This window comes from Pseudomonas sp. NBRC 111143 (assembly GCF_001320965.1).
In the GTDB taxonomy this organism is placed as follows: Bacteria; Pseudomonadota; Gammaproteobacteria; order Pseudomonadales; family Pseudomonadaceae; genus Aquipseudomonas; species Aquipseudomonas machongensis.
The window spans coordinates 68,350-86,242 of sequence record NZ_BCBT01000013.1 but is presented as its reverse complement, the minus strand read 5'-3'; the positions used below and the strand labels follow the sequence as shown (position 1 = coordinate 86,242).

20 protein-coding genes and 1 tRNA gene are annotated in these 17,893 nt (G+C 62.6%); 4 read left to right on the top strand and 17 right to left on the bottom strand.

All coding sequences use genetic code 11. The features are described 5' to 3' along the window. Nucleotides 1–2: 2 nt before the first annotated feature. From hscA to trmJ, 8 genes are all read right to left on the bottom strand, one after another. A complete protein-coding gene (gene hscA / locus APH44_RS10065) occupies nucleotides 3–1,865 on the bottom strand; it encodes a Fe-S protein assembly chaperone HscA (protein ID WP_054892552.1) in 1,863 nt (620 codons plus the stop codon). 43 nt (nucleotides 1,866–1,908) lie between these two features. Next, the gene (hscB, locus tag APH44_RS10060) at nucleotides 1,909–2,430 is read right to left on the bottom strand and encodes a co-chaperone HscB (RefSeq protein WP_054892551.1); all 522 of its coding nucleotides are present in this window, start codon (nucleotides 2,428–2,430) and stop codon (nucleotides 1,909–1,911) included. Between the two features lie 8 nt (nucleotides 2,431–2,438). Then, the gene (gene iscA, locus APH44_RS10055) at nucleotides 2,439–2,762 is read right to left on the bottom strand and encodes an iron-sulfur cluster assembly protein IscA (protein ID WP_003248536.1); all 324 of its coding nucleotides are present in this window, start codon (nucleotides 2,760–2,762) and stop codon (nucleotides 2,439–2,441) included. Nucleotides 2,763–2,786: 24 nt separating this feature from the next. Beyond that, complete coding sequence (gene iscU, locus APH44_RS10050) at nucleotides 2,787–3,173, bottom strand: Fe-S cluster assembly scaffold IscU (protein WP_003443374.1); 387 nt, start codon at nucleotides 3,171–3,173, stop codon at nucleotides 2,787–2,789. Between the two features lie 46 nt (nucleotides 3,174–3,219). After that, entirely contained in the window at nucleotides 3,220–4,434 is a 1,215-nt protein-coding gene (locus APH44_RS10045; RefSeq protein WP_054892550.1) for an IscS subfamily cysteine desulfurase, read from the bottom strand. Between the two features lie 41 nt (nucleotides 4,435–4,475). Further along, complete coding sequence (gene iscR / locus APH44_RS10040) at nucleotides 4,476–4,967, bottom strand: Fe-S cluster assembly transcriptional regulator IscR (RefSeq protein ID WP_054892549.1); 492 nt, start codon at nucleotides 4,965–4,967, stop codon at nucleotides 4,476–4,478. Between the two features lie 167 nt (nucleotides 4,968–5,134). Beyond that, nucleotides 5,135–5,920 carry a serine O-acetyltransferase gene (gene cysE / locus APH44_RS10035; RefSeq protein WP_054892548.1) on the bottom strand — a complete coding sequence of 262 codons (786 nt, stop codon included), beginning with the start codon at nucleotides 5,918–5,920 and terminating at the stop codon, nucleotides 5,135–5,137. 5 nt (nucleotides 5,921–5,925) lie between these two features. After that, a complete protein-coding gene (trmJ, locus tag APH44_RS10030; protein WP_054892547.1) occupies nucleotides 5,926–6,684 on the bottom strand; it encodes a tRNA (cytosine(32)/uridine(32)-2'-O)-methyltransferase TrmJ in 759 nt (252 codons plus the stop codon). A 151-nt stretch (nucleotides 6,685–6,835) separates the two neighbouring features. Between trmJ and suhB the strand changes: the two genes are divergently transcribed. Further along, entirely contained in the window at nucleotides 6,836–7,654 is an 819-nt protein-coding gene (gene suhB, locus APH44_RS10025; protein WP_054892546.1) for an inositol-phosphate phosphatase, read from the top strand. A gap of 97 nt (nucleotides 7,655–7,751) precedes the next feature. Here suhB and APH44_RS10020 read toward each other — a convergent pair whose 3' ends face one another. From APH44_RS10020 to queA, 6 genes are all read right to left on the bottom strand, one after another. Next, a complete protein-coding gene (locus tag APH44_RS10020; protein WP_054892545.1) occupies nucleotides 7,752–8,300 on the bottom strand; it encodes a glycine zipper 2TM domain-containing protein in 549 nt (182 codons plus the stop codon). A 121-nt stretch (nucleotides 8,301–8,421) separates the two neighbouring features. Next, complete coding sequence (gene secF / locus APH44_RS10015) at nucleotides 8,422–9,330, bottom strand: protein translocase subunit SecF (protein WP_054892544.1); 909 nt, start codon at nucleotides 9,328–9,330, stop codon at nucleotides 8,422–8,424. Nucleotides 9,331–9,340: 10 nt separating this feature from the next. Continuing rightward, entirely contained in the window at nucleotides 9,341–11,203 is a 1,863-nt protein-coding gene (gene secD / locus APH44_RS10010; RefSeq protein WP_054892543.1) for a protein translocase subunit SecD, read from the bottom strand. Between the two features lie 65 nt (nucleotides 11,204–11,268). Beyond that, complete coding sequence (yajC, locus tag APH44_RS10005; RefSeq protein WP_054892542.1) at nucleotides 11,269–11,604, bottom strand: preprotein translocase subunit YajC; 336 nt, start codon at nucleotides 11,602–11,604, stop codon at nucleotides 11,269–11,271. A 41-nt stretch (nucleotides 11,605–11,645) separates the two neighbouring features. Then, nucleotides 11,646–12,761: a tRNA guanosine(34) transglycosylase Tgt gene (tgt, locus tag APH44_RS10000; RefSeq protein ID WP_162144435.1), complete on the bottom strand. Its 1,116-nt coding sequence runs from the start codon at nucleotides 12,759–12,761 to the stop codon at nucleotides 11,646–11,648. Nucleotides 12,762–12,775: 14 nt separating this feature from the next. Next, complete coding sequence (gene queA, locus APH44_RS09995) at nucleotides 12,776–13,825, bottom strand: tRNA preQ1(34) S-adenosylmethionine ribosyltransferase-isomerase QueA (protein WP_054892541.1); 1,050 nt, start codon at nucleotides 13,823–13,825, stop codon at nucleotides 12,776–12,778. Between the two features lie 108 nt (nucleotides 13,826–13,933). On the opposite strand from queA, the gene APH44_RS09990 reads away from it, so the two are divergent. Continuing rightward, nucleotides 13,934–14,018 (top strand) — tRNA-Leu (locus APH44_RS09990). Between the two features lie 87 nt (nucleotides 14,019–14,105). Here APH44_RS09990 and APH44_RS09985 read toward each other — a convergent pair. Continuing rightward, nucleotides 14,106–14,726: a LysE family translocator gene (locus APH44_RS09985; RefSeq protein WP_054892540.1), complete on the bottom strand. Its 621-nt coding sequence runs from the start codon at nucleotides 14,724–14,726 to the stop codon at nucleotides 14,106–14,108. A 395-nt stretch (nucleotides 14,727–15,121) separates the two neighbouring features. Between APH44_RS09985 and APH44_RS09980 the strand changes: the two genes are divergently transcribed. Together APH44_RS09980 and APH44_RS09975 are read left to right on the top strand one after the other, a co-directional pair. Beyond that, on the top strand, nucleotides 15,122–15,355 hold the full coding sequence (locus APH44_RS09980; protein WP_054892539.1) for a hypothetical protein: 234 nt from the start codon (nucleotides 15,122–15,124) through the stop codon (nucleotides 15,353–15,355). 13 nt (nucleotides 15,356–15,368) lie between these two features. Continuing rightward, a complete protein-coding gene (locus APH44_RS09975) occupies nucleotides 15,369–15,626 on the top strand; it encodes a DUF3077 domain-containing protein (RefSeq protein ID WP_054892538.1) in 258 nt (85 codons plus the stop codon). Between the two features lie 61 nt (nucleotides 15,627–15,687). Here the strand turns inward: APH44_RS09975 and APH44_RS09970 are convergent, their stop codons facing one another. Then, the gene (locus tag APH44_RS09970; RefSeq protein ID WP_156343740.1) at nucleotides 15,688–16,143 is read right to left on the bottom strand and encodes a hypothetical protein; all 456 of its coding nucleotides are present in this window, start codon (nucleotides 16,141–16,143) and stop codon (nucleotides 15,688–15,690) included. Nucleotides 16,144–16,787: 644 nt separating this feature from the next. Then, on the bottom strand, nucleotides 16,788–17,843 hold the full coding sequence (locus tag APH44_RS09960; RefSeq protein WP_054892535.1) for a diguanylate cyclase: 1,056 nt from the start codon (nucleotides 17,841–17,843) through the stop codon (nucleotides 16,788–16,790). Between the last annotated feature and the right edge of the window lie 50 nt (nucleotides 17,844–17,893).

Genomic DNA, 17,893 nt, shown 5'->3' with positions numbered 1-17,893 from the left:
GGTTACTCCTCGATCTCATTCAGGTTGCGCCCGGCCAGTGCGGCTTTGACCGTCGAATCAAGGCGACGGGCGGCAAAGGCATCGGTCACCTGCGACAGACGCTTGGTCTGTTGCTCGATGGCAGCGCCATCGGTGCCGCTGAGCAAATCACGCAATTCTTGCATCTGGAAGGCGATGGCCTCGCGCTCGTCAGCACTGAGCAGACGCTCGCCATCGGCATCCAGGGCGCCCTGCACCGCTTCGAGCAACCGCTCGGCATCGACCTGGTGCTCGCGCAACTGGCGCGCCTGCTTGTCGGAGCCTGCGTGCTCGAAGGAGTCCTTGAGCATACGAGCGATCTCGCCGTCGGTCAGACCGTACGACGGCTTGACCTGGATGCTCGACTCCACGCCCGAGCCCAGTTCGCGGGCCGCGACGCTGAGCAGGCCGTCGGCATCGACCTGGAAGGTCACGCGGATCTTCGCTGCACCGGCCACCATCGCCGGGATGCCGCGCAGCTCAAAGCGGGCCAGCGAACGACAGTCGCTGATCAGCTCGCGCTCACCCTGCAGGACGTGAATCATCATGGCCGACTGGCCATCCTTGTAGGTGGTGAACTCCTGGGCGCGAGCCACGGGAATCGTGGTATTGCGTGGAATCACCTTCTCCATCAACCCGCCCATGGTCTCAAGACCCAACGACAGCGGGATGACATCCAGAAGTAACAATTCGCCACCCTCGCGGCGATTACCGGCCAGGGTGTCGGCCTGGATCGCGGCACCAATGGCGACGACCTGGTCCGGATCGATCGAGGTCAGCGGAGCGCGGCCGAACAGCGTGCCGACGGCTTCACGCACACGCGGCACGCGCGTCGAGCCACCGACCATCACCACCGCACCGACCTCTTCCAGCTCGACACCGCTGTCGCGCACCGCGCGGCGGCAGGCCTTGAGGCTGCGGGCGATCAGAGGTTCGATCATGGCTTCGAAGGCGGCACGGCTCAGCTCGCCCTGCCAGGCGCCATGAGCGACGCTGACGGTATCGGCGTCGGTCAAAGCCTCTTTGGCGGCACAGGCCGTCTGCAGCAGTTGACGCTGGGTCGCCGGGTCGAGATCGGCGGACAGACCGGCCTGCTCGATAATCCAGCCGGCAATGGCGTGGTCGAAGTCATCGCCGCCCAGGGCAGTGTCGCCCCCCGTGGCCAGCACTTCGAAGACGCCCGCGGTCAGGCGCAGGATCGAAATATCGAAAGTGCCGCCCCCCAGGTCGAAGATCGCCACCACGCCTTCGGCGTTCTGGTCCAGGCCATAGGCCACCGCGGCAGCGGTCGGCTCGTTGAGCAGGCGCAGCACGTTCAGGCCAGCCAGACGCGCAGCGTCCTTGGTGGCCTGGCGCTGGGCGTCGTCGAAATAGGCCGGCACGGTGATGACCGCCCCCACCAGTTCGCCACCGAGGGTTTGCTCGGCGCGCAGACGCAGGACCTTGAGAATGTCGGCCGACACCTCCACCGGGCTCTTCGGCCCCTGGACGGTGTCGATGAACGGCATGTGCGACTCGCCGCCAACGAAGCGGTAGGGCAATTGCTCGCCCAGCTGCTTGACGTCGGCAAGACCGCGCCCCATTAGGCGCTTGACCGAAAGCACGGTGTTCAGCGGGTCGCTGGCGGCTGCATCACGAGCCGCCTGGCCGACATCGCTGTGCCCTGGCAAATAGCGCACTGCGGACGGCAGGATGACGTTGCCCTGGGCGTCGGGCAGGGGCTCGCTGCGACCGCTGCGCACCGCAGCGACGAGAGAGTTGGTGGTACCCAGGTCGATACCCACCGCCAGGCGACGCTGGTGCGGCTGGGGGCTCTGACCGGGTTCGGCGATCTGCAGTAGGGCCATGCTTATCTGAATACCTTAGGCGTCATCACGGGCAACGCCGGGGTTAATCGTCTAGGCGCTCTTCGAGTTGGCGCACTTCTTGGGCGAGCTTGTCGAGAAACTGCATGCGGCGCATCAGGCGCTCGGCCCTGTCGCGCTCGGCAGCTTGATCCCAGCAGGCGGCGAAATCCTCGTTGAGCGTGTCCTGGGCGACCTTCAGGCGCTTCTTGAACACGGCAACACCGTCGAGGTCGGCTTCGTCCTGCAGCTCTTCGAGTTCTTCGCGCCACTGCATCTGCTGCAGCAGGAAGTCGGGGTCGTGGACCGTGACCTCCTGGGGCACTTCATGACCGCTGACGGCCAGCAGATAACGCGCGCGACGCGGCGCGCTGCGCAGCGTCTGGTAGGCGTCGTTGAGTGCTGCGGACTTTTCCAGGGCGACACGCTGCTCACGCTCGGAGGCGTCGGCGAAGCGGTCCGGATGGACCTCGCGGGCCAGCTCACGATAACGGGTGGCCAGTTTGTCGAGGTCCAGGCGAAAGCCCGGCTGCAGGTCGAACAGGGCGAAATGGCAAGGAGTACCCACGTCAAGCCTCAGACATTGAAGCTTTCGCCGCAGCCACACTCACCGCGCACGTTGGGGTTGTTGAACTTGAAGCCTTCGTTCAACCCTTCCTTGACGAAATCCAGCTCGGTGCCATCGAGATACACCAGGCTCTTCGGGTCGATGATGACCTTCACGCCATGGTTCTCGAACACCTGGTCCTCGTCGGCCAGCTCGTCGACGAACTCCAGCACGTAGGCCAGGCCCGAGCAGCCGGTGGTGCGCACGCCCAGGCGGATGCCTTCACCCTTGCCGCGCCCATCAAGGGAGCGGCGAATGTGGTTGGCGGCGGCTTCTGTCATGCTGATAGCCATCGGAACTCCTTACCTCGCGGCGACTTAGATCAAGCCTTTCTTCTGCTTGTAATCGCGAACGGCTGCCTTGATGGCATCTTCGGCGAGTACCGAGCAGTGGATCTTGACCGGCGGCAACGCCAGTTCTTCGGCCAGCTGGGTGTTCTTGATGGTTTCGGCTTCGTCCAGGGTCTTGCCCTTCATCCACTCGGTGGCCAGGGAGCTGGAGGCGATGGCCGAACCGCAGCCGTAGGTCTTGAACTTGGCATCCTCGATGATGCCTTGCTCGTTGACCTTGATCTGCAGACGCATCACGTCACCGCAAGCCGGGGCGCCGACCATGCCGGTACCGACGTCCGGATCTTCGGCGTCCATCTTGCCGACGTTGCGCGGGTTTTCGTAGTGGTCGATGACCTTTTCACTGTATGCCATGGTGCAATTCCTTCCTCATCAGGGAGCCGCTCTTGCTGGCGACTGCTTAGTGGGCGGCCCACTCGATCTTGGAGATGTCGACGCCGTCTTTGTACATGTCCCACAGCGGCGACAGTTCACGCAGCTTGTTCACTGCCTTGCAGACTTCCTGCGCGGCGTAGTCGACTTCTTCTTCAGTGGTGAAGCGACCGAAGGAGAAGCGGATCGAGCTGTGCGCCAGCTCGTCGTTGCGGCCCAGGGCGCGCAGTACATAAGACGGCTCGAGCGACGCGGAGGTGCAGGCCGAACCGGAAGATACGGCGATGTCCTTGAGCGACATCAGCAGCGACTCGCCTTCGACGTAGTTGAAGCTCAGGTTCAGGTTGTGCGGAACGCGCTGGGTCTGGCTGCCGTTGACGTACAGCTCTTCAAGGTCGGAGACCTGCTTGAAGAAGCGGTCGCTCAACGCCTTGATGCGCACGTTTTCAGCGGCCATTTCCTGCTTGGCGATGGCGAAGGCCTCGCCCATGCCCACGATCTGGTGGGTCGGCAGGGTGCCCGAACGCATGCCGCGCTCATGACCACCGCCGTGAATGATGGCTTCCAGGCGCACACGCGGCTTGCGGCTGACGTACAACGCGCCGGTGCCCTTCGGGCCGTAGACCTTGTGCGCCGAGAACGACATCAGGTCGACCTTGGTCTTCTGCACGTCGATTTCGACCTTGCCGGCCGACTGAGCGGCATCGACGTGGAACAGCACGCCGCGCGAGCGGGTCAGTTCACCGATGGCGGCGATATCGTTGATCGAGCCGACTTCGTTGTTCACATGCATCAGCGAGACGAGGATGGTGTCGTCGCGCAGCACTGCCTCGACCATCGCCGGGGTGACGATGCCGTCTTCACCGGGTTCGAGGTAGGTGACTTCGAAACCTTCGCGCTCGAGCTGGCGAGCGGTGTCGAGGACCGCCTTGTGCTCGATCTTGGAGGTGATGATGTGCTTGCCCTTGGTCTGATAGAAGTGCGCGACACCCTTGAGCGCGAGGTTGTCGGACTCGGTGGCACCGCTGGTCCAGACGATTTCGCGCGGGTCGGCATTGATCAGCTCGGCGACCTGGCGGCGGCCATTCTCGACCGCCTCTTCAGCGCGCCAGCCGAACACGTGGGAACGCGAGGCCGGGTTACCGAAGTTTCCGTCGACCAGCAGGCAGTCGGCCATCTTCTGGGCGACGCGGGGATCGACCGGAGTGGTCGCGGAGTAATCGAGGTAGATCGGCAACTTCATTGAGTATCTCCTATCAGGCGTTGGCGTCGCTCGTCGCTGCATCAGTCGACGGCGGACGTCTCAATCTTGTCCAGCTGGGCAACGCGACCGGCGACTCGACGCAGGTCCTGGCGCTGGGCGACTTCCTGCACCTCACGGCGCATGACGAGGTCGGACAGGCTGATGCCGCTGAGGAATTCGTGGATCTGCTGGCTGAGGTCGCACCACAGGTGGTGGGTCAGGCAGGTATCACCGGCGTGGCAATCCCCGAGGCCTTGGCAGCGAGTGGCGTCTACCGACTCGTTGACCGCGTCGATTACCTGCGCCACCTGGATGGTTTCCATGCCCCGCGACAGCTGGTAGCCGCCACCCGGACCGCGCACGCTGGATACCAGGCTGCTGCGGCGCAGCTTGGCGAACAGCTGTTCCAGATAGGAGAGGGAGATGCCCTGGCGCTCGGAAATGTCGGCCAAGGATACCGGCCCATGCTGCGCGTGCAACGCCAGGTCGAGCATGGCGGTGACGGCGTAACGGCCTTTGGTAGTCAATCGCATGGCTATGGGTACCACGGGAGTTACAGGATGTGTGCGAGTATGCGATTCCCGAGCATTTAAGTCAACTATAAGACCTAGTGCTTTAGTCGGGTTTGCACGCGGGAAGCGGGCGCGATGATAGCAGACAAGGGGCGCGAGCACACGCCTCGTGTATCAGCCAGGCGTAATCAATGCGACGGAGTGTCGCTCTGCGCAGCCTGCTTGACCTCGGCGAAGTCTTCTTCCGGCAGCGCCGGCAGGGCCTTGGCACAGTAGTCACTGCCCAGGTTGGTCAGCGCCCCGCACATGCCCTCCAGGCGCTCGTCGACCGCCTGCAGGTGGTCGAGCATCTGGCCGATGGCGCGCGCTACCGGGTCGGGCATGTCGCCACTGACGCCGTAGGCATCGAAGCCGATCTTCTCGGCCATGGCCTTGCGCTTGGCCTCGACCTCGCTGTCTTCGGTCTTGACGATGATCCGCCCCGGGATCCCGACTGCCGTGGCACCGGCCGGCACGGCCTTGGTCACCACCGCATTGGAGCCGATCTTGGCCCCGGCACCAACCGTGAACGGGCCGAGCACCTTGGCGCCCGCCCCCACCACTACGCCGTTTTCCAGGGTCGGGTGTCGCTTGCCCTTGTTCCAGCTGGTGCCGCCGAGGGTAACACCCTGGTAGAGCGTCACATCATCGCCGATCTCGGCGGTCTCGCCGATGACGATGCCCATGCCATGATCGATGAAGAAGCGCCGGCCAATGGTGGCGCCCGGGTGGATCTCGATGCCGGTCATCCAGCGCCCGAAGTTCGACACCAGGCGCGCCAGCCATTTGAAGTCGCGTTTCCACAGGGCATTGCCCAGGCGATGCAGCCAGATGGCATGCATCCCCGGGTAGCAGGTCAGTACCTCGAAGGCATTGCGCGCCGCCGGGTCACGATGAAACACACTCTGGATATCTTCACGCAGACGCTCGAACATTGTTTCTAGTCCTTCCGCTTGTGCGCATCACCCCGTGCGACCTTCTGGGTCTCGGTGAGGATGCCGCGCAAAATGCTCATTTCCGAACGGTTGACCGAGCTGCGCCCATACAACCGGCGCAGGCGCGCCATCAGGTGCTTGGGCTTCTCAGGGTCAAGGAAGCTGATGTCCACCAGGGTCTTTTCCAGGTGTTCGTAGAACAGCTCCATTTCGTCCAGGGTGGCCAGCTCATCGCTGGCATCGACCTTCTCGACCTTCGCCGGCGCACCTTGCGCCGCCAGCCATGCGGTGCGCACCTCGTAGGCGAGCACCTGGACCGCGGCGGCAAGATTCAGCGAGCTGAAATCGGGGTTCGATGGAATGTGCACGTGGAAGTGACATCGCTGCAGTTCGTCATTGGTCAGGCCTGCGTGTTCACGACCGAACACCAGGGCGATCTCCTCGCCAGCGGCCGCACGCGCGACGCTCTGCACCCCGCATTCGCGCGGGTCGAGCATCGGCCACGGCATGCTGCGGTCACGGGCGCTGGTACCAATCGCCAGACTGCAACCGGCCAGCGCCTGCTCGAGCGTATCGACCACGATGGCGCCGTCCAGCACATCGTCGGCACCAGAGGCGCGGGCACTGGCGTCGGCCGCGGGGAAATCCAGAGGCTGAACCAGCACCAGGCGCGACAAGCCCATGTTTTTCATGGCACGAGCAGCGCCGCCGATGTTGCCGGGGTGGCTGGTATTGACCAGAACAACACGAATATTCTGCAGCAAGGTGTCGAGCTCACGGATGCCTATAAAGGGGGGAACGATCTTACCTAAGCGACGGGCGTAACGCCACGAATGCGAATGTCACCCTTCTGCCGGAACAGTTTTCTGATAGACTAGGCGGCTTTCTTCTTTAACATCTCCAGGTGAAACGCCCATGCAGCCTATGCTGAATATCGCCCTGCGCGCCGCTCGCAGCGCCAGTGAACTGATTTTCCGCTCCATCGAACGCCTGGACAGCATCAAGGTCGACGAGAAAGAGGCCAAGGATTACGTCTCCGAGGTCGATCGCGCCGCCGAGCAGACCATCGTCAACGCCCTGCGCAAGGCTTACCCGAACCACTCGATCCAGGGTGAAGAGACTGGCCTGCACGCCGGCTCCGGTGAGGAAGGCAAGGACTACCTGTGGATCATCGATCCACTGGATGGCACCACCAACTTCCTGCGTGGCGTTCCGCACTTCGCGGTCAGCATCGCCTGCAAATACCGCGGCCGTCTCGAGCACGCGGTCATCGTCGACCCGGTCCGCCAGGAAGAATTCACCGCCAGCCGCGGTCGTGGCGCCCAGCTCAACGGTCGTCGCCTGCGTGTCAGCTCGCGCACCAGCCTGGAAGGCGCCCTGCTGGGTACCGGCTTCCCGTTCCGCGACAGCCAGATGGCTGACCTGGACAACTACCTCGGCATGTTCCGCGCCCTCACCGGCCAGACCGCCGGCATCCGCCGCGCGGGTTCCGCCGCCCTGGACCTGGCCTACGTTGCCGCTGGTCGTTTCGACGCCTTCTGGGAGTCGGGCCTGTCCGAGTGGGACATGGCGGCAGGCGTACTGCTGATCCAGGAAGCGGGCGGCCTGGTGAGCGACTTCAACGGTGGCCACGACTTCCTCGACAAAGGCCACATCGTTGCCGGCAACATCAAGTGCTTCAAGGCGGTACTGACCGCCATCCAGCCGCACCTGCCGGAAAACCTGAAGCGCTGAGCCAGGGCTTCGGATGCAAAAAAAGCACCCCTCGGGGTGCTTTTTTTGTGCCTGCTTTCCGTGGTTCTGCTGGCCCGCGATGAGGCCAGCATCCTGATCACTGCCCGGGCTGTGCCTGGCTCAGCACCAGCTTGCCATTCTTGTCCAGCGGAATGGTCGAACCTGGCTCGTGGTCCATCTTCACCACACCAGCCTGGTCACCGATGGTGTACTTCACGGTGTAGCCCACCACCTTGTCGCTGATGTCGTTGACCGTGTTGCAGCGCGTTTGCGTGGTGGTGTAGGTGTCACGCTCCTGCATGCCTTCCTGCACCTTGTTGCCGGCATAACCACCACCCACCGCACCTGCGACCGTGGCGATCTTCTTGCCGGTGCCGCCACCGATCTGGTTACCCAGCAGGCCACCGGCCAGGGCGCCCACCACGGTACCGGCGATCTGGTGCTGGTCCTGCACCGGACGCTGGCGCGTCACGGTCACGTCCTTGCACACCTCGCGTGGTGTCTTCACCTGCTGCTTGATCGGTTGTACGTCAGTGACCTGGGCGTATTCCGGCCCTTTGTTCACCAAGCTGTAGGTCGCCACAGCACCTCCGGCTGTAACACCGACAGCACCCAGAACCGCACCCACCAGCATTGATTTGTTCACGTGGAATCTCCTGATCATACCCGCGGGACATTGCCCGCCTTCTCCCTGCCTTGGAGCAAAAAAAAAGGCGCGAGTTCAACACTCGCGCCTCTCTTTACGCCAAACGGCGTAGGACAAGCCCTTACGGACGGTCGTCCACACCCTCGGCCTTGACCGGCGGGATCAGGTCTTCACTGTTCAGGTTCAGCCAGATCAGCACCACGTTGGCGATGTAGATCGACGAGTAGGTACCCGCCATGACGCCCAGGAACAGCGCCAGCGAGAAGCCGAACAGGTTGTCGCCACCGAAGAACAGCAGCGCAGCAATCGCCAGCAAGGTCGACACCGAAGTGGCGATGGTGCGCAGCAGGGTCTGGGTGGTCGAGACGTTGATGTTCTCGATCAGCGACGCCTTGCGCATGACGCGGAAGTTCTCACGCACGCGGTCGAACACGACGATGGTGTCGTTGAGCGAGTAGCCGATGATCGCCAGCACTGCCGCCAGCACCGTCAGGTCGAAGGTGATCTGGAAGAACGAGAGGATGCCCACGGTCACGATCACGTCGTGAATCAGCGAGACGATCGCCCCCACCGCGAACTTCCACTGGAAGCGGAACGCCAGGTAGATCAGTACCCCGCCCAGCGCCAGCAGCATGCCCAGGCCGCCCTGGTCACGCAGTTCTTCACCGACCTGCGGGCCGACGAACTCGACACGCTTGACGGTGGCCGGGTTGTCGCCGCCCACTTTCTGCAGCGCCTGGGCAACCTGATTGCCCAGTTGCGGGTCGTCGCCAGGCATGCGCACCAGCAGGTCGGTGGTGGCACCGAAGCTCTGCACGATGGCCTCGTGGAAGCCAGACTCGACCAGCTCGGCACGCACCGCCTTGAGGTCGGCCGGACGCTCGTAGGTCAGCTCGATGAGCGTACCGCCGGTGAAGTCCAGGCCGAAGTTCAAGCCCTTGTGCCACCAGCTGAACAGCGCCAGTACGGTCAGCAGGACAGTGACGGCGAACGCAACGTTGCGCACGCCCATGAAGTTGATGGTTTTCATCGCAGCTCCCTCAAACCCACAGCTTCTTGATGTCACGCCCGCCACAGGTCAGGTTGACCATTGCGCGGGTCACCATGACGGCGGTGAACATCGAGGTGAAAATCCCGAGGGACATGGTGACCGCGAAGCCCTTGACCGGGCCGGTACCCATGGCGAACAGGATGCCGCCGACCAGCAGGCTGGTCAGGTTGGCGTCGATGATCGCGGTGTAGGCACGGTTGAAGCCTTCGTGGATGGCGCGCTGCACCGACATGCCGTTTTTCAGCTCCTCGCGAATCCGCGAGAAGATCAGCACGTTGGCGTCGACCGCCATACCCATGGTCAACACGATACCGGCGATACCCGGCAGCGTCAGGGTCGCGCCCAACAGCGACATCAGCGCCAGCAGCAGCACCATGTTGCCCGCCAGGGCGATGGTGGCGATCACGCCGAAGCCACGGTAGATGGCGATGATGAACAGCGAGACGAACAGCATGCCCCACAGCGATGCATCCACACCCTTGGTGATGTTGTCGGCACCCAGGCTTGGACCGATGGTACGTTCTTCGGCGAAGTACATCGGTGCGGCCAGACCACCGGCACGCAGCAGCAGGGCCAATTCGGACGATTCACCCTGGCCGTTCAGGCCGGTAATACGGAACTGGCTGCCCAGCGGCGACTGGATGGTCGCCAGGCTGATGATCTTCTTCTCTTCCTGGAAGCTCTGTACCGCCACTTCCTTCTCGACGCCGTCGACGGTCTGCTTGACGTAGCGGGTCACCGGCTTCTGCTCGATGAAGATCACCGCCATACTGCGACCGACGTTGCTGCGCGTGGCGCGGCTCATCAACTCGCCACCGGGGCCATCCAGGCGGATGTTCACCTGCGGACGACCGTGCTCGTCGAAGCTCGCCTGGGCATCGGTAACCTGGTCACCGGTGATGATCAAGCCACGCTCGACCGCAGCCGAACGGTTGCCGTCACGGAACTCGAAGACCTCGGTGGTCGCTTTCGAAGCACCTGGCTCAGCGCCGAAGCGGAACTCCAGGTTGGCCGTCTTGCCGAGGATACGCTTGGCTTCGGCAGTGTCCTGCACGCCCGGCAGCTCGACCACGATACGGTTGGCGCCCTGGCGCTGAACCAGCGGCTCGGCCACGCCCAGCTCGTTCACACGGTTGCGGACGGTGGTCAGGTTCTGCTTGATGGAGTATTCGCGGATTTCGGCGACCTTGGCCTGAGTCAGCGCCAGACGCAGCACGGAGAGCTCGTTGCGCTCGGTGGTGGTGATGTCGAAATCATTGAAATTCTTGCGGACCAGGGCACGTGCCTGTTCGCGAGTAGCATCGTCGGCGAAGCCCAGCATGATGCTGCCGTCCTGCTGGGGCAGGCTACGGTAGCGCACGCGCTCTTTGCGCAGCAGGGTCTTCACTTCGCCGTCGTAGACCTTCAGGCGGGCACTCATGGCCTTGTCCATGTCCACTTCCAGCAGGAAGTGCACACCACCGGAGAGGTCCAGGCCCAGCTTCATCGGGCTGGCACCCAGGTTGCGCAGCCACTGCGGGGTGGTCTGGGCCAGGTTCAGTGCGACGACGTAGTCGTCACCCAAGGTCTTGCGCACCACATCCTTGGCCGGCAGTTGGTCTTCCTGGTTGGTCAGGCGCACCAGCGCACTGCCCTTCTCGCCCAGGCTGCCACCCTTGACGGTGATACCGGCATCGGCCAGCGCTTTGGTGGCGCGGTCGAGGTCGGCCTGGCTCACGTGCAGCGCGGAACTTGCGCCGCTGATCTGCACCGCCGGGTCATCCGGGTAGAGGTTGGGAGCGGAATAAATAAAGCCGACCGCCAGTACCACCAGGATCAGCAGGTATTTCCACAGAGGGTATTTGTTCAGCATCACGCCGCCCGTTCAAGACGCGGGGCGCTTTGCGCGCCCCGACTGGAAAAAATGAAACCGGTAACTCAGATAGCCTTGAGCGTACCTTTTGGCAGGGTCGCGGCGATGGCGCCCTTCTGGAACTTCAGCTCGACGTTGTCGGACACTTCCAGCACCACGAAATCGTCGGAAACCTTGACGATCTTGCCGGCGATACCGCCGTTGGTGACCACTTCGTCACCCTTCTGCAGAGCGCCGAGCAGGTTCTTCTGCTCTTTGGCACGCTTGGCCTGTGGGCGCCAGATCATCAGGTAGAAGATGACCAGGAAACCGACCAGGAAGATCCACTCGAAGCCAGTACCGGCTGGGCCGGCGGCAGGGGCTGCAGCGTCCGCGTAAGCGGCGGGAATCAGAAAGCTCATGTAGCACTCCAGTTGCTGAATTTAGTTATGTGTGCGAACAGTCAGTCCAAAGGCGGAACGGGAAGTCCGCGCTTGGCATAGAAGGCGTCGACAAAGGCGGCCAATTTACCCTGTTGAATAGCCTCGCGTAAACCGGCCATCAAGCGCTGGTAATGGCGCAAGTTGTGGATGGTATTCAGCATGCTGCTCAGCATTTCGCCGCACTTGTCCAGGTGATGCAGATAAGCGCGGGAGAAGTTGGTGCAGGTATAGCAGTCACAGGTCGGATCCAGCGGCGAATCATCGTGGCGATGGAACGCATTGCGGATCTTGATCACCCCTGTATCGACGAACAGATGGCCGTTGCGCGCGTTGCGCGTGGGCATCACGCAGTCGAACATGTCGACGCCGCGGCGCACACCCTCAACCAGATCTTCCGGTTTGCCTACCCCCATAAGGTAACGAGGTTTGTCAGCAGGCATTTGTGCCGGCAGGTAATCCAGTACCTTGATCATCTCGTGCTTGGGTTCGCCCACCGACAGACCGCCGATGGCCAGGCCGTCGAAGTCGATGTTGACCAGCGCCTCCAGCGAGCGCATGCGCAGGTCCTGGTACATGCCACCCTGAACGATGCCGAACAGCGCCGCGGTATTGTCGCCGTGGGCGTTCTTCGAGCGCTGGGCCCAACGCAGCGACAGCTCCATGGAGGTGCGCGCCACATCGTGCTCGGCCGGGTACGGCGTGCACTCGTCGAAGATCATCACGATGTCCGAGCCCAGGTCACGCTGCACCTGCATCGACTCTTCCGGGCCCATGAACACCTTGGAGCCGTCGACCGGCGAGGCGAAGGTCACGCCCTCTTCCTTGATCTTGCGCATCGCGCCCAGGCTGAACACCTGGAAACCGCCGGAGTCGGTGAGGATCGGGCCTTTCCACTGCATGAAGTCGTGCAGGCCGTTGTGCTTCTTGATCACCTCGGTGCCCGGGCGCAGCCACAGGTGGAAGGTGTTGCCCAGGATGATCTCGGCGCCGATGGCCTCGATGTCCCGCGGCAGCATGCCCTTGACCGTGCCATAGGTGCCCACCGGCATGAACGCCGGGGTTTCCACGGTGCCACGGGGGAAGGTCAGCCGACCGCGACGGGCCTTGCCGTCGGTGGCCAGCAGTTCGAAGGACATTCGACAGGTGCGACTCATGCTTGATCCTCGGGGCCGCGCGGCGCCGGATTGCGGGTGATGAACATGGCATCACCGTAACTGAAGAAGCGGTACCCCTGCTCGACCGCCGCGGCGTACGCGGCCATGGTCTCGGGATACCCCGCAAAGGCCGAGACCAGCATCAGCAGCGTGGACTCGGGCAAATGGAAGTTGGTCACCAGCGCATCGACCACATGGAACGGTCGGCCGGGGTAGATGAAGATGTCGGTGTCGCCACTGAACGCCTTGAGCACACCATCGCGCGCCGCACTCTCCAGCGAGCGCACGCTGGTGGTACCGACCGCGATCACCCGCCCACCACGGGCGCGGCAGGCCTCGATGGCATCGACCACATCCTGGCTCACTTCGAGCCACTCTTTATGCATGTGGTGATCTTCGATCTTGTCGACCCGCACCGGCTGGAAGGTGCCGGCACCCACGTGCAGGGTGACGAAGGCGCGCTCGACGCCCTTGGCGGCGATCTCTTTCAACAGAGCCTCGTCGAAGTGCAGGCCGGCAGTGGGCGCGGCGACGGCACCGGCACGCTCGGCGTACACGGTCTGGTAGCGCTCACGGTCGGCGCCTTCATCCGGGCGGTCGATATACGGCGGCAGCGGCATATGGCCGACGCGATCGAGCAGTGGCAGCACCTCTTCGGTGAAGCGCAGCTCGAACAGCGTCTCATGGCGCGCGACCATCTCGGCCTCGCCACCGCCATCGATCAGCACCGTGGCGCCGACCTTCAGTGCCTTGCTGGCACGCACATGGGCCAGTACCCGATGGCTGTCGAGCACCCGCTCGATCAGCACTTCCAGCTTGCCGCCGGAGGCTTTCTGACCGAACAGCCGCGCCGGAATCACCCGAGTGTTGTTGAACACCATCAGGTCGCCCGGGCGCAGGTACTCGAGCAAATCGGTGAAGCGCCGGTGCGCCAGCTCCCCGCTCGGCCCGTCAAGGACCAGCAGACGGCTGCCATGGCGCTCGGCCAGGGGATGGCGGGCGATAAGGGAATCGGGGAGTTCGAAGGAAAAATCGGCGACGCGCATGATCGTGTTCGGCTTGGCAGGGCCGGGAAGTTTAGCCCAATGCATGAAAATTGACCATGAAAGCCGATTGACCGACTGCAGGAGCCTCTCTATACTGCGGCGCCACAAGCCCTGATGGCGGAATTGGTAGACGCGGCGGATTCAAAATCCGTTTTCGAAAGGAGTGGGAGTTCGAGTCTCCCTCGGGGCACCAAGATCCAGAAAAAACCGACCTTATGGTCGGTTTTTTTGTGGGCGGGATTCAGACCGACGTTTTCGGGGCAGCGAACCGCCGCCCACCTCAACGCCGACTCAACGCCAAACGCGCCGCAAACAATACAAACACCATTCCAGTCACCCGGTCCATCCACTGGATCACTTTCCCTTTGCGCAGCACACCCGCCATGGATTGTGTCGCACTGATCAACCCCACCGCCCAGATCAGCCCCAGCAGCACATGAATGCCCACAAGCCCGAAGGTCCATGCAATCAATGGCTGGCCTTGCGGAATGAATTGCGGCAGGAACGATACGTAGAAAATCCCGACCTTGGGATTGAGCAGATTGCCCATCATGCCCTTGAGGATCCAGTTCGCTGCCGGTCGCCCCTCGGCCTCGGCAGGCGCCAGCGACTGGCGTGGGCGCAGGAGCATGTTCACGCCCAACCATGCCAGATAGGCCGCGCCGCAGTACTTGAGGATGTCGTACGCCAGCTCGGAGACGGCGATCAATGCGCCAAGGCCGAAGGCGACCGCCGCGCCCCAGAGCAGGCAACCGGCGTTGATGCCCAGGGCCGCGCGCAGTCCCTGCTTGCGTCCTTCGACGGCGGAGGTTCTGAGGATCATGGCGGTGTCGAGGCCGGGGGTTACCGTCAGCAGGGTAGCCGCGAGCGTAAAGGCAATCAGATTGTCGGCGATGGACATGGGTGTTCAGCCTGGAAGGAAGTTGCCCTAGATTAGCTTGGGCGAAGCTTTTTTCGTTGTGTATAAGTGGCTCGATTTTCAGTTTTTCCCCATTCCCTGTAGTCCGTTTCCCAAACATACTCTCGGCCGCCTAAAGCCGTTGCGGTGCCATGGGGCGCGTTCTAGTCTCGCCCGGTCGTTGCTCATCAACGACCGGGCTTAGCCGCTCGAACTTCGTCGGACACCGCAGCCATAACCAGACCGAATTTTCGGCGCTGGCGTTTTATGGCGGCTGTGCGCGGGGCACCTCTTGGTGCGCCGGGTGCCTGACGTCCCGGTCGGCTAACCCGCGTTCAGCTGCCACCCAATCGATTAGCCGCGATAGGTGGCCGCTCCATCACGACAGGAGCATCACCATGCTAAAGATCGTCCCCGATCCCCCTTTTCCCAGCGAAAATCCCCACGCCCTCGAAGACCTCGTCCTCCAACTCATCGAACACCTCACCTGCGCCCTCGCCATCACCCGCCACAGCACCGCCCTCACCCTCGGCTCCCCCGCCCAGCCCCTGACCATCACCACCGCCCACGAAGTCGATGCCGCCCTGACGCTGGCGGAAACTGCACTAAGCAGGATCCAGGTCCGTCACTGAAGGAGCATCGGAGATGAGCGACACCACTGCAGGTGTAACCGGGTTCGGCTACGGCGATGGCGACAAGCCGCTGTTCCGGGTCGAGCCCGGACATGATTCGAAACTGGCAATGGAACAGGCCTCGGCGATGATGGCCTGCGCCAAGCGCATGACCTTGCTCGCCTCCACCGACGGCGAGGCCGACCTGGGCTGGGCCGCGCACTTGCTGTGCGACATGGTCAAGGCGGTGATGGATGACGTGGAGATAGGACGCGGGCGGGAAAGCCGCTAGGTCAGAGCAGCATTGTCGATAGGCTGGGGCTGCACGTAGCCCCAGCATTGAATCGAATCGGCTACACAGGCTGTGATTCAGTCGCTTGGGCGAACCGCTGGCTTCGCACCAGCAGTACCAAACTCCACACTTTGACTGCTTCCGCGACAACTCCCAGCAGAAAAAGCAGCCAGGGTGCTGGCGTAACAAGGACGTTGGGCCATAGGAAGGCGATAGGTATCGAGGGAAGCAGGATCATTCGAAATGGCGCCTGGGCCAGGCCCACATAGGCCGCAGCACGCACGCCTTTGATAAACAGCAAACCACTGGCGACTACCGAGAGATGCACCGCTACGCCTGTAAGGCCGATAAATAATGCCAGCTCGCCATGCTCACGTGACAAGGCCACAATGCTTTGCAGATCATCCCAAAATGGAATCCGACCACGGCGAAGACTGCCGAATGCGTAGAGCACGATGATAAGCGCATCCATCGCGCCCCAAGATAATTGAGTAAATCGCCGAAGCCGATAATTCATCAAGGCCAGAACACCAGAGCGGGAGAACAGACGAACTCACCGGATTGATTGCTATGCAAGGTCAGACGCCCAGGTACCAGAAACTTACCACCGGTCTTGAGGGGCTCCATGTAGATGCAGGCACTGGGCATCAGAAGTCCTCCGGCTTGGCGCGACGTCTGCGCGCTCGGCGACCGCTTGTCTCTTCCCTCAACTCAGAGAAGGAGACTGAAGCGTCCTCCAGAGGACGAAAAACCTTGTCTGTGAGACCAAGCTTCCACAGCACGAGCATCAACGATCTAACACTGACCGATGGATCCCCAAGCTCGATTCGACGCAGCATCTTCTCGGTAACGCCGAGTCTGCTGACCACATCCAGTTGCCGGACACCCTGCTCCAGGCGCGCTGTTTTGACTAGAAGCCCTATGCGCTGGAGGCTTGCGTCACAATCCACCGGAAAAAACCTTTCCATAAGCGGCTCAATCTGTCCGACTAATTGAAATAAACGGACGATTATATCCGTTTATTTGTGAGCTGCGCGGCGTTGAGATGAGTGAAAACGCGCTAATGCATCTGCCCGTCCCGACTCGCTGGCGCAGGTCAAAAGAGGTCGGCCTGCTGAGCAAACTCAAGACCAACACATAGCAGCTATGCAATTGCGGGTGTCACACCAGCGCCCCATACCGGCCCGCCACCACAATCCGATTCCGCCCCGCACTCTTGGCCTGATACAGCGCCATATCCGCCTCATGCAACCAGGCCTCGGCGCTCTGCAGATGCCCGCCAAAAGGCGCGACGCCGATGCTCAGGCTCAACCCCTGCTCCGGCAATTCAGGATGGCGATAACACTCCACCGCCTCGCGCAGTCGCTCGAGCACTTCCTCGGCCTGGGCCACGCTGACGCCGGGCAGCATCACGCAGAACTCGTCACCGCCATAGCGCGCCACCGGGTCGCTCTTGCGCAGGTGAGTCGGCAGGAAGGCGCTGAGGGTGCGCAGGATGTCGTCGCCCATCAGGTGGCCGTGACGGTCGTTGATCTGCTTGAAATGGTCGATGTCGATCAGTGCCAGCACATTGGCCTGATTGTCGCGGCGGCAACGCTGGAATTCGCGCAGCAGCAGGTCTTTCCAGGCGCCGTGGTTGATCAGGCCGGTGAGGCTGTCGGTCTGGCTCAGGCGCGAGAGAGTGCGTTTGTGCTGGGCGAGCTGGACGGTGACTTGATAGCAGATCAGGCCGATGGCCATGGGGTAGATCAGCAGGATCGGCAGGCAGGCGAGCATCTGTGCCTGGCTGGTAGGCGGGAATAGCGGTGGTGCGTACAACCAGAGCCCCAGGCCAATGCCCAGCGCCTGGGCGAGGAAGGTCTTGCCGAGCATGTGCCAGCCGCCTGCGGCGATCTTGTCCATGGCGATCATCGACAGGATGATCACGCTCGGCAGGGGGTTGAGCCCCATGACACCAGCCCAGCAGCCTCCGGCGAAGCCATCGAACACCAGGTTGCGCTGCTCGGCGCGAAAGGGTTGCTTCGACAACCGGGCCAGCTGATAAGCGACGTGCGGCCAGACGAAGCCGTGCAGCGCGAGCAAGGCCCAGGTCCACCAGGCCGGCTGCAGCGGCCAGATGCCAATCAGCACACAGAAAAACCCAAGCCCGGTGCCGATTGCGCGGGGTGGGTACATGCGTTTGGCGAAGGAAAGACCCTTACCCGTTCGCTCGATCATCGAGGGCTCACCGAAAAAATGGACTGTCCTTGAATGCACCGGACAGGCAG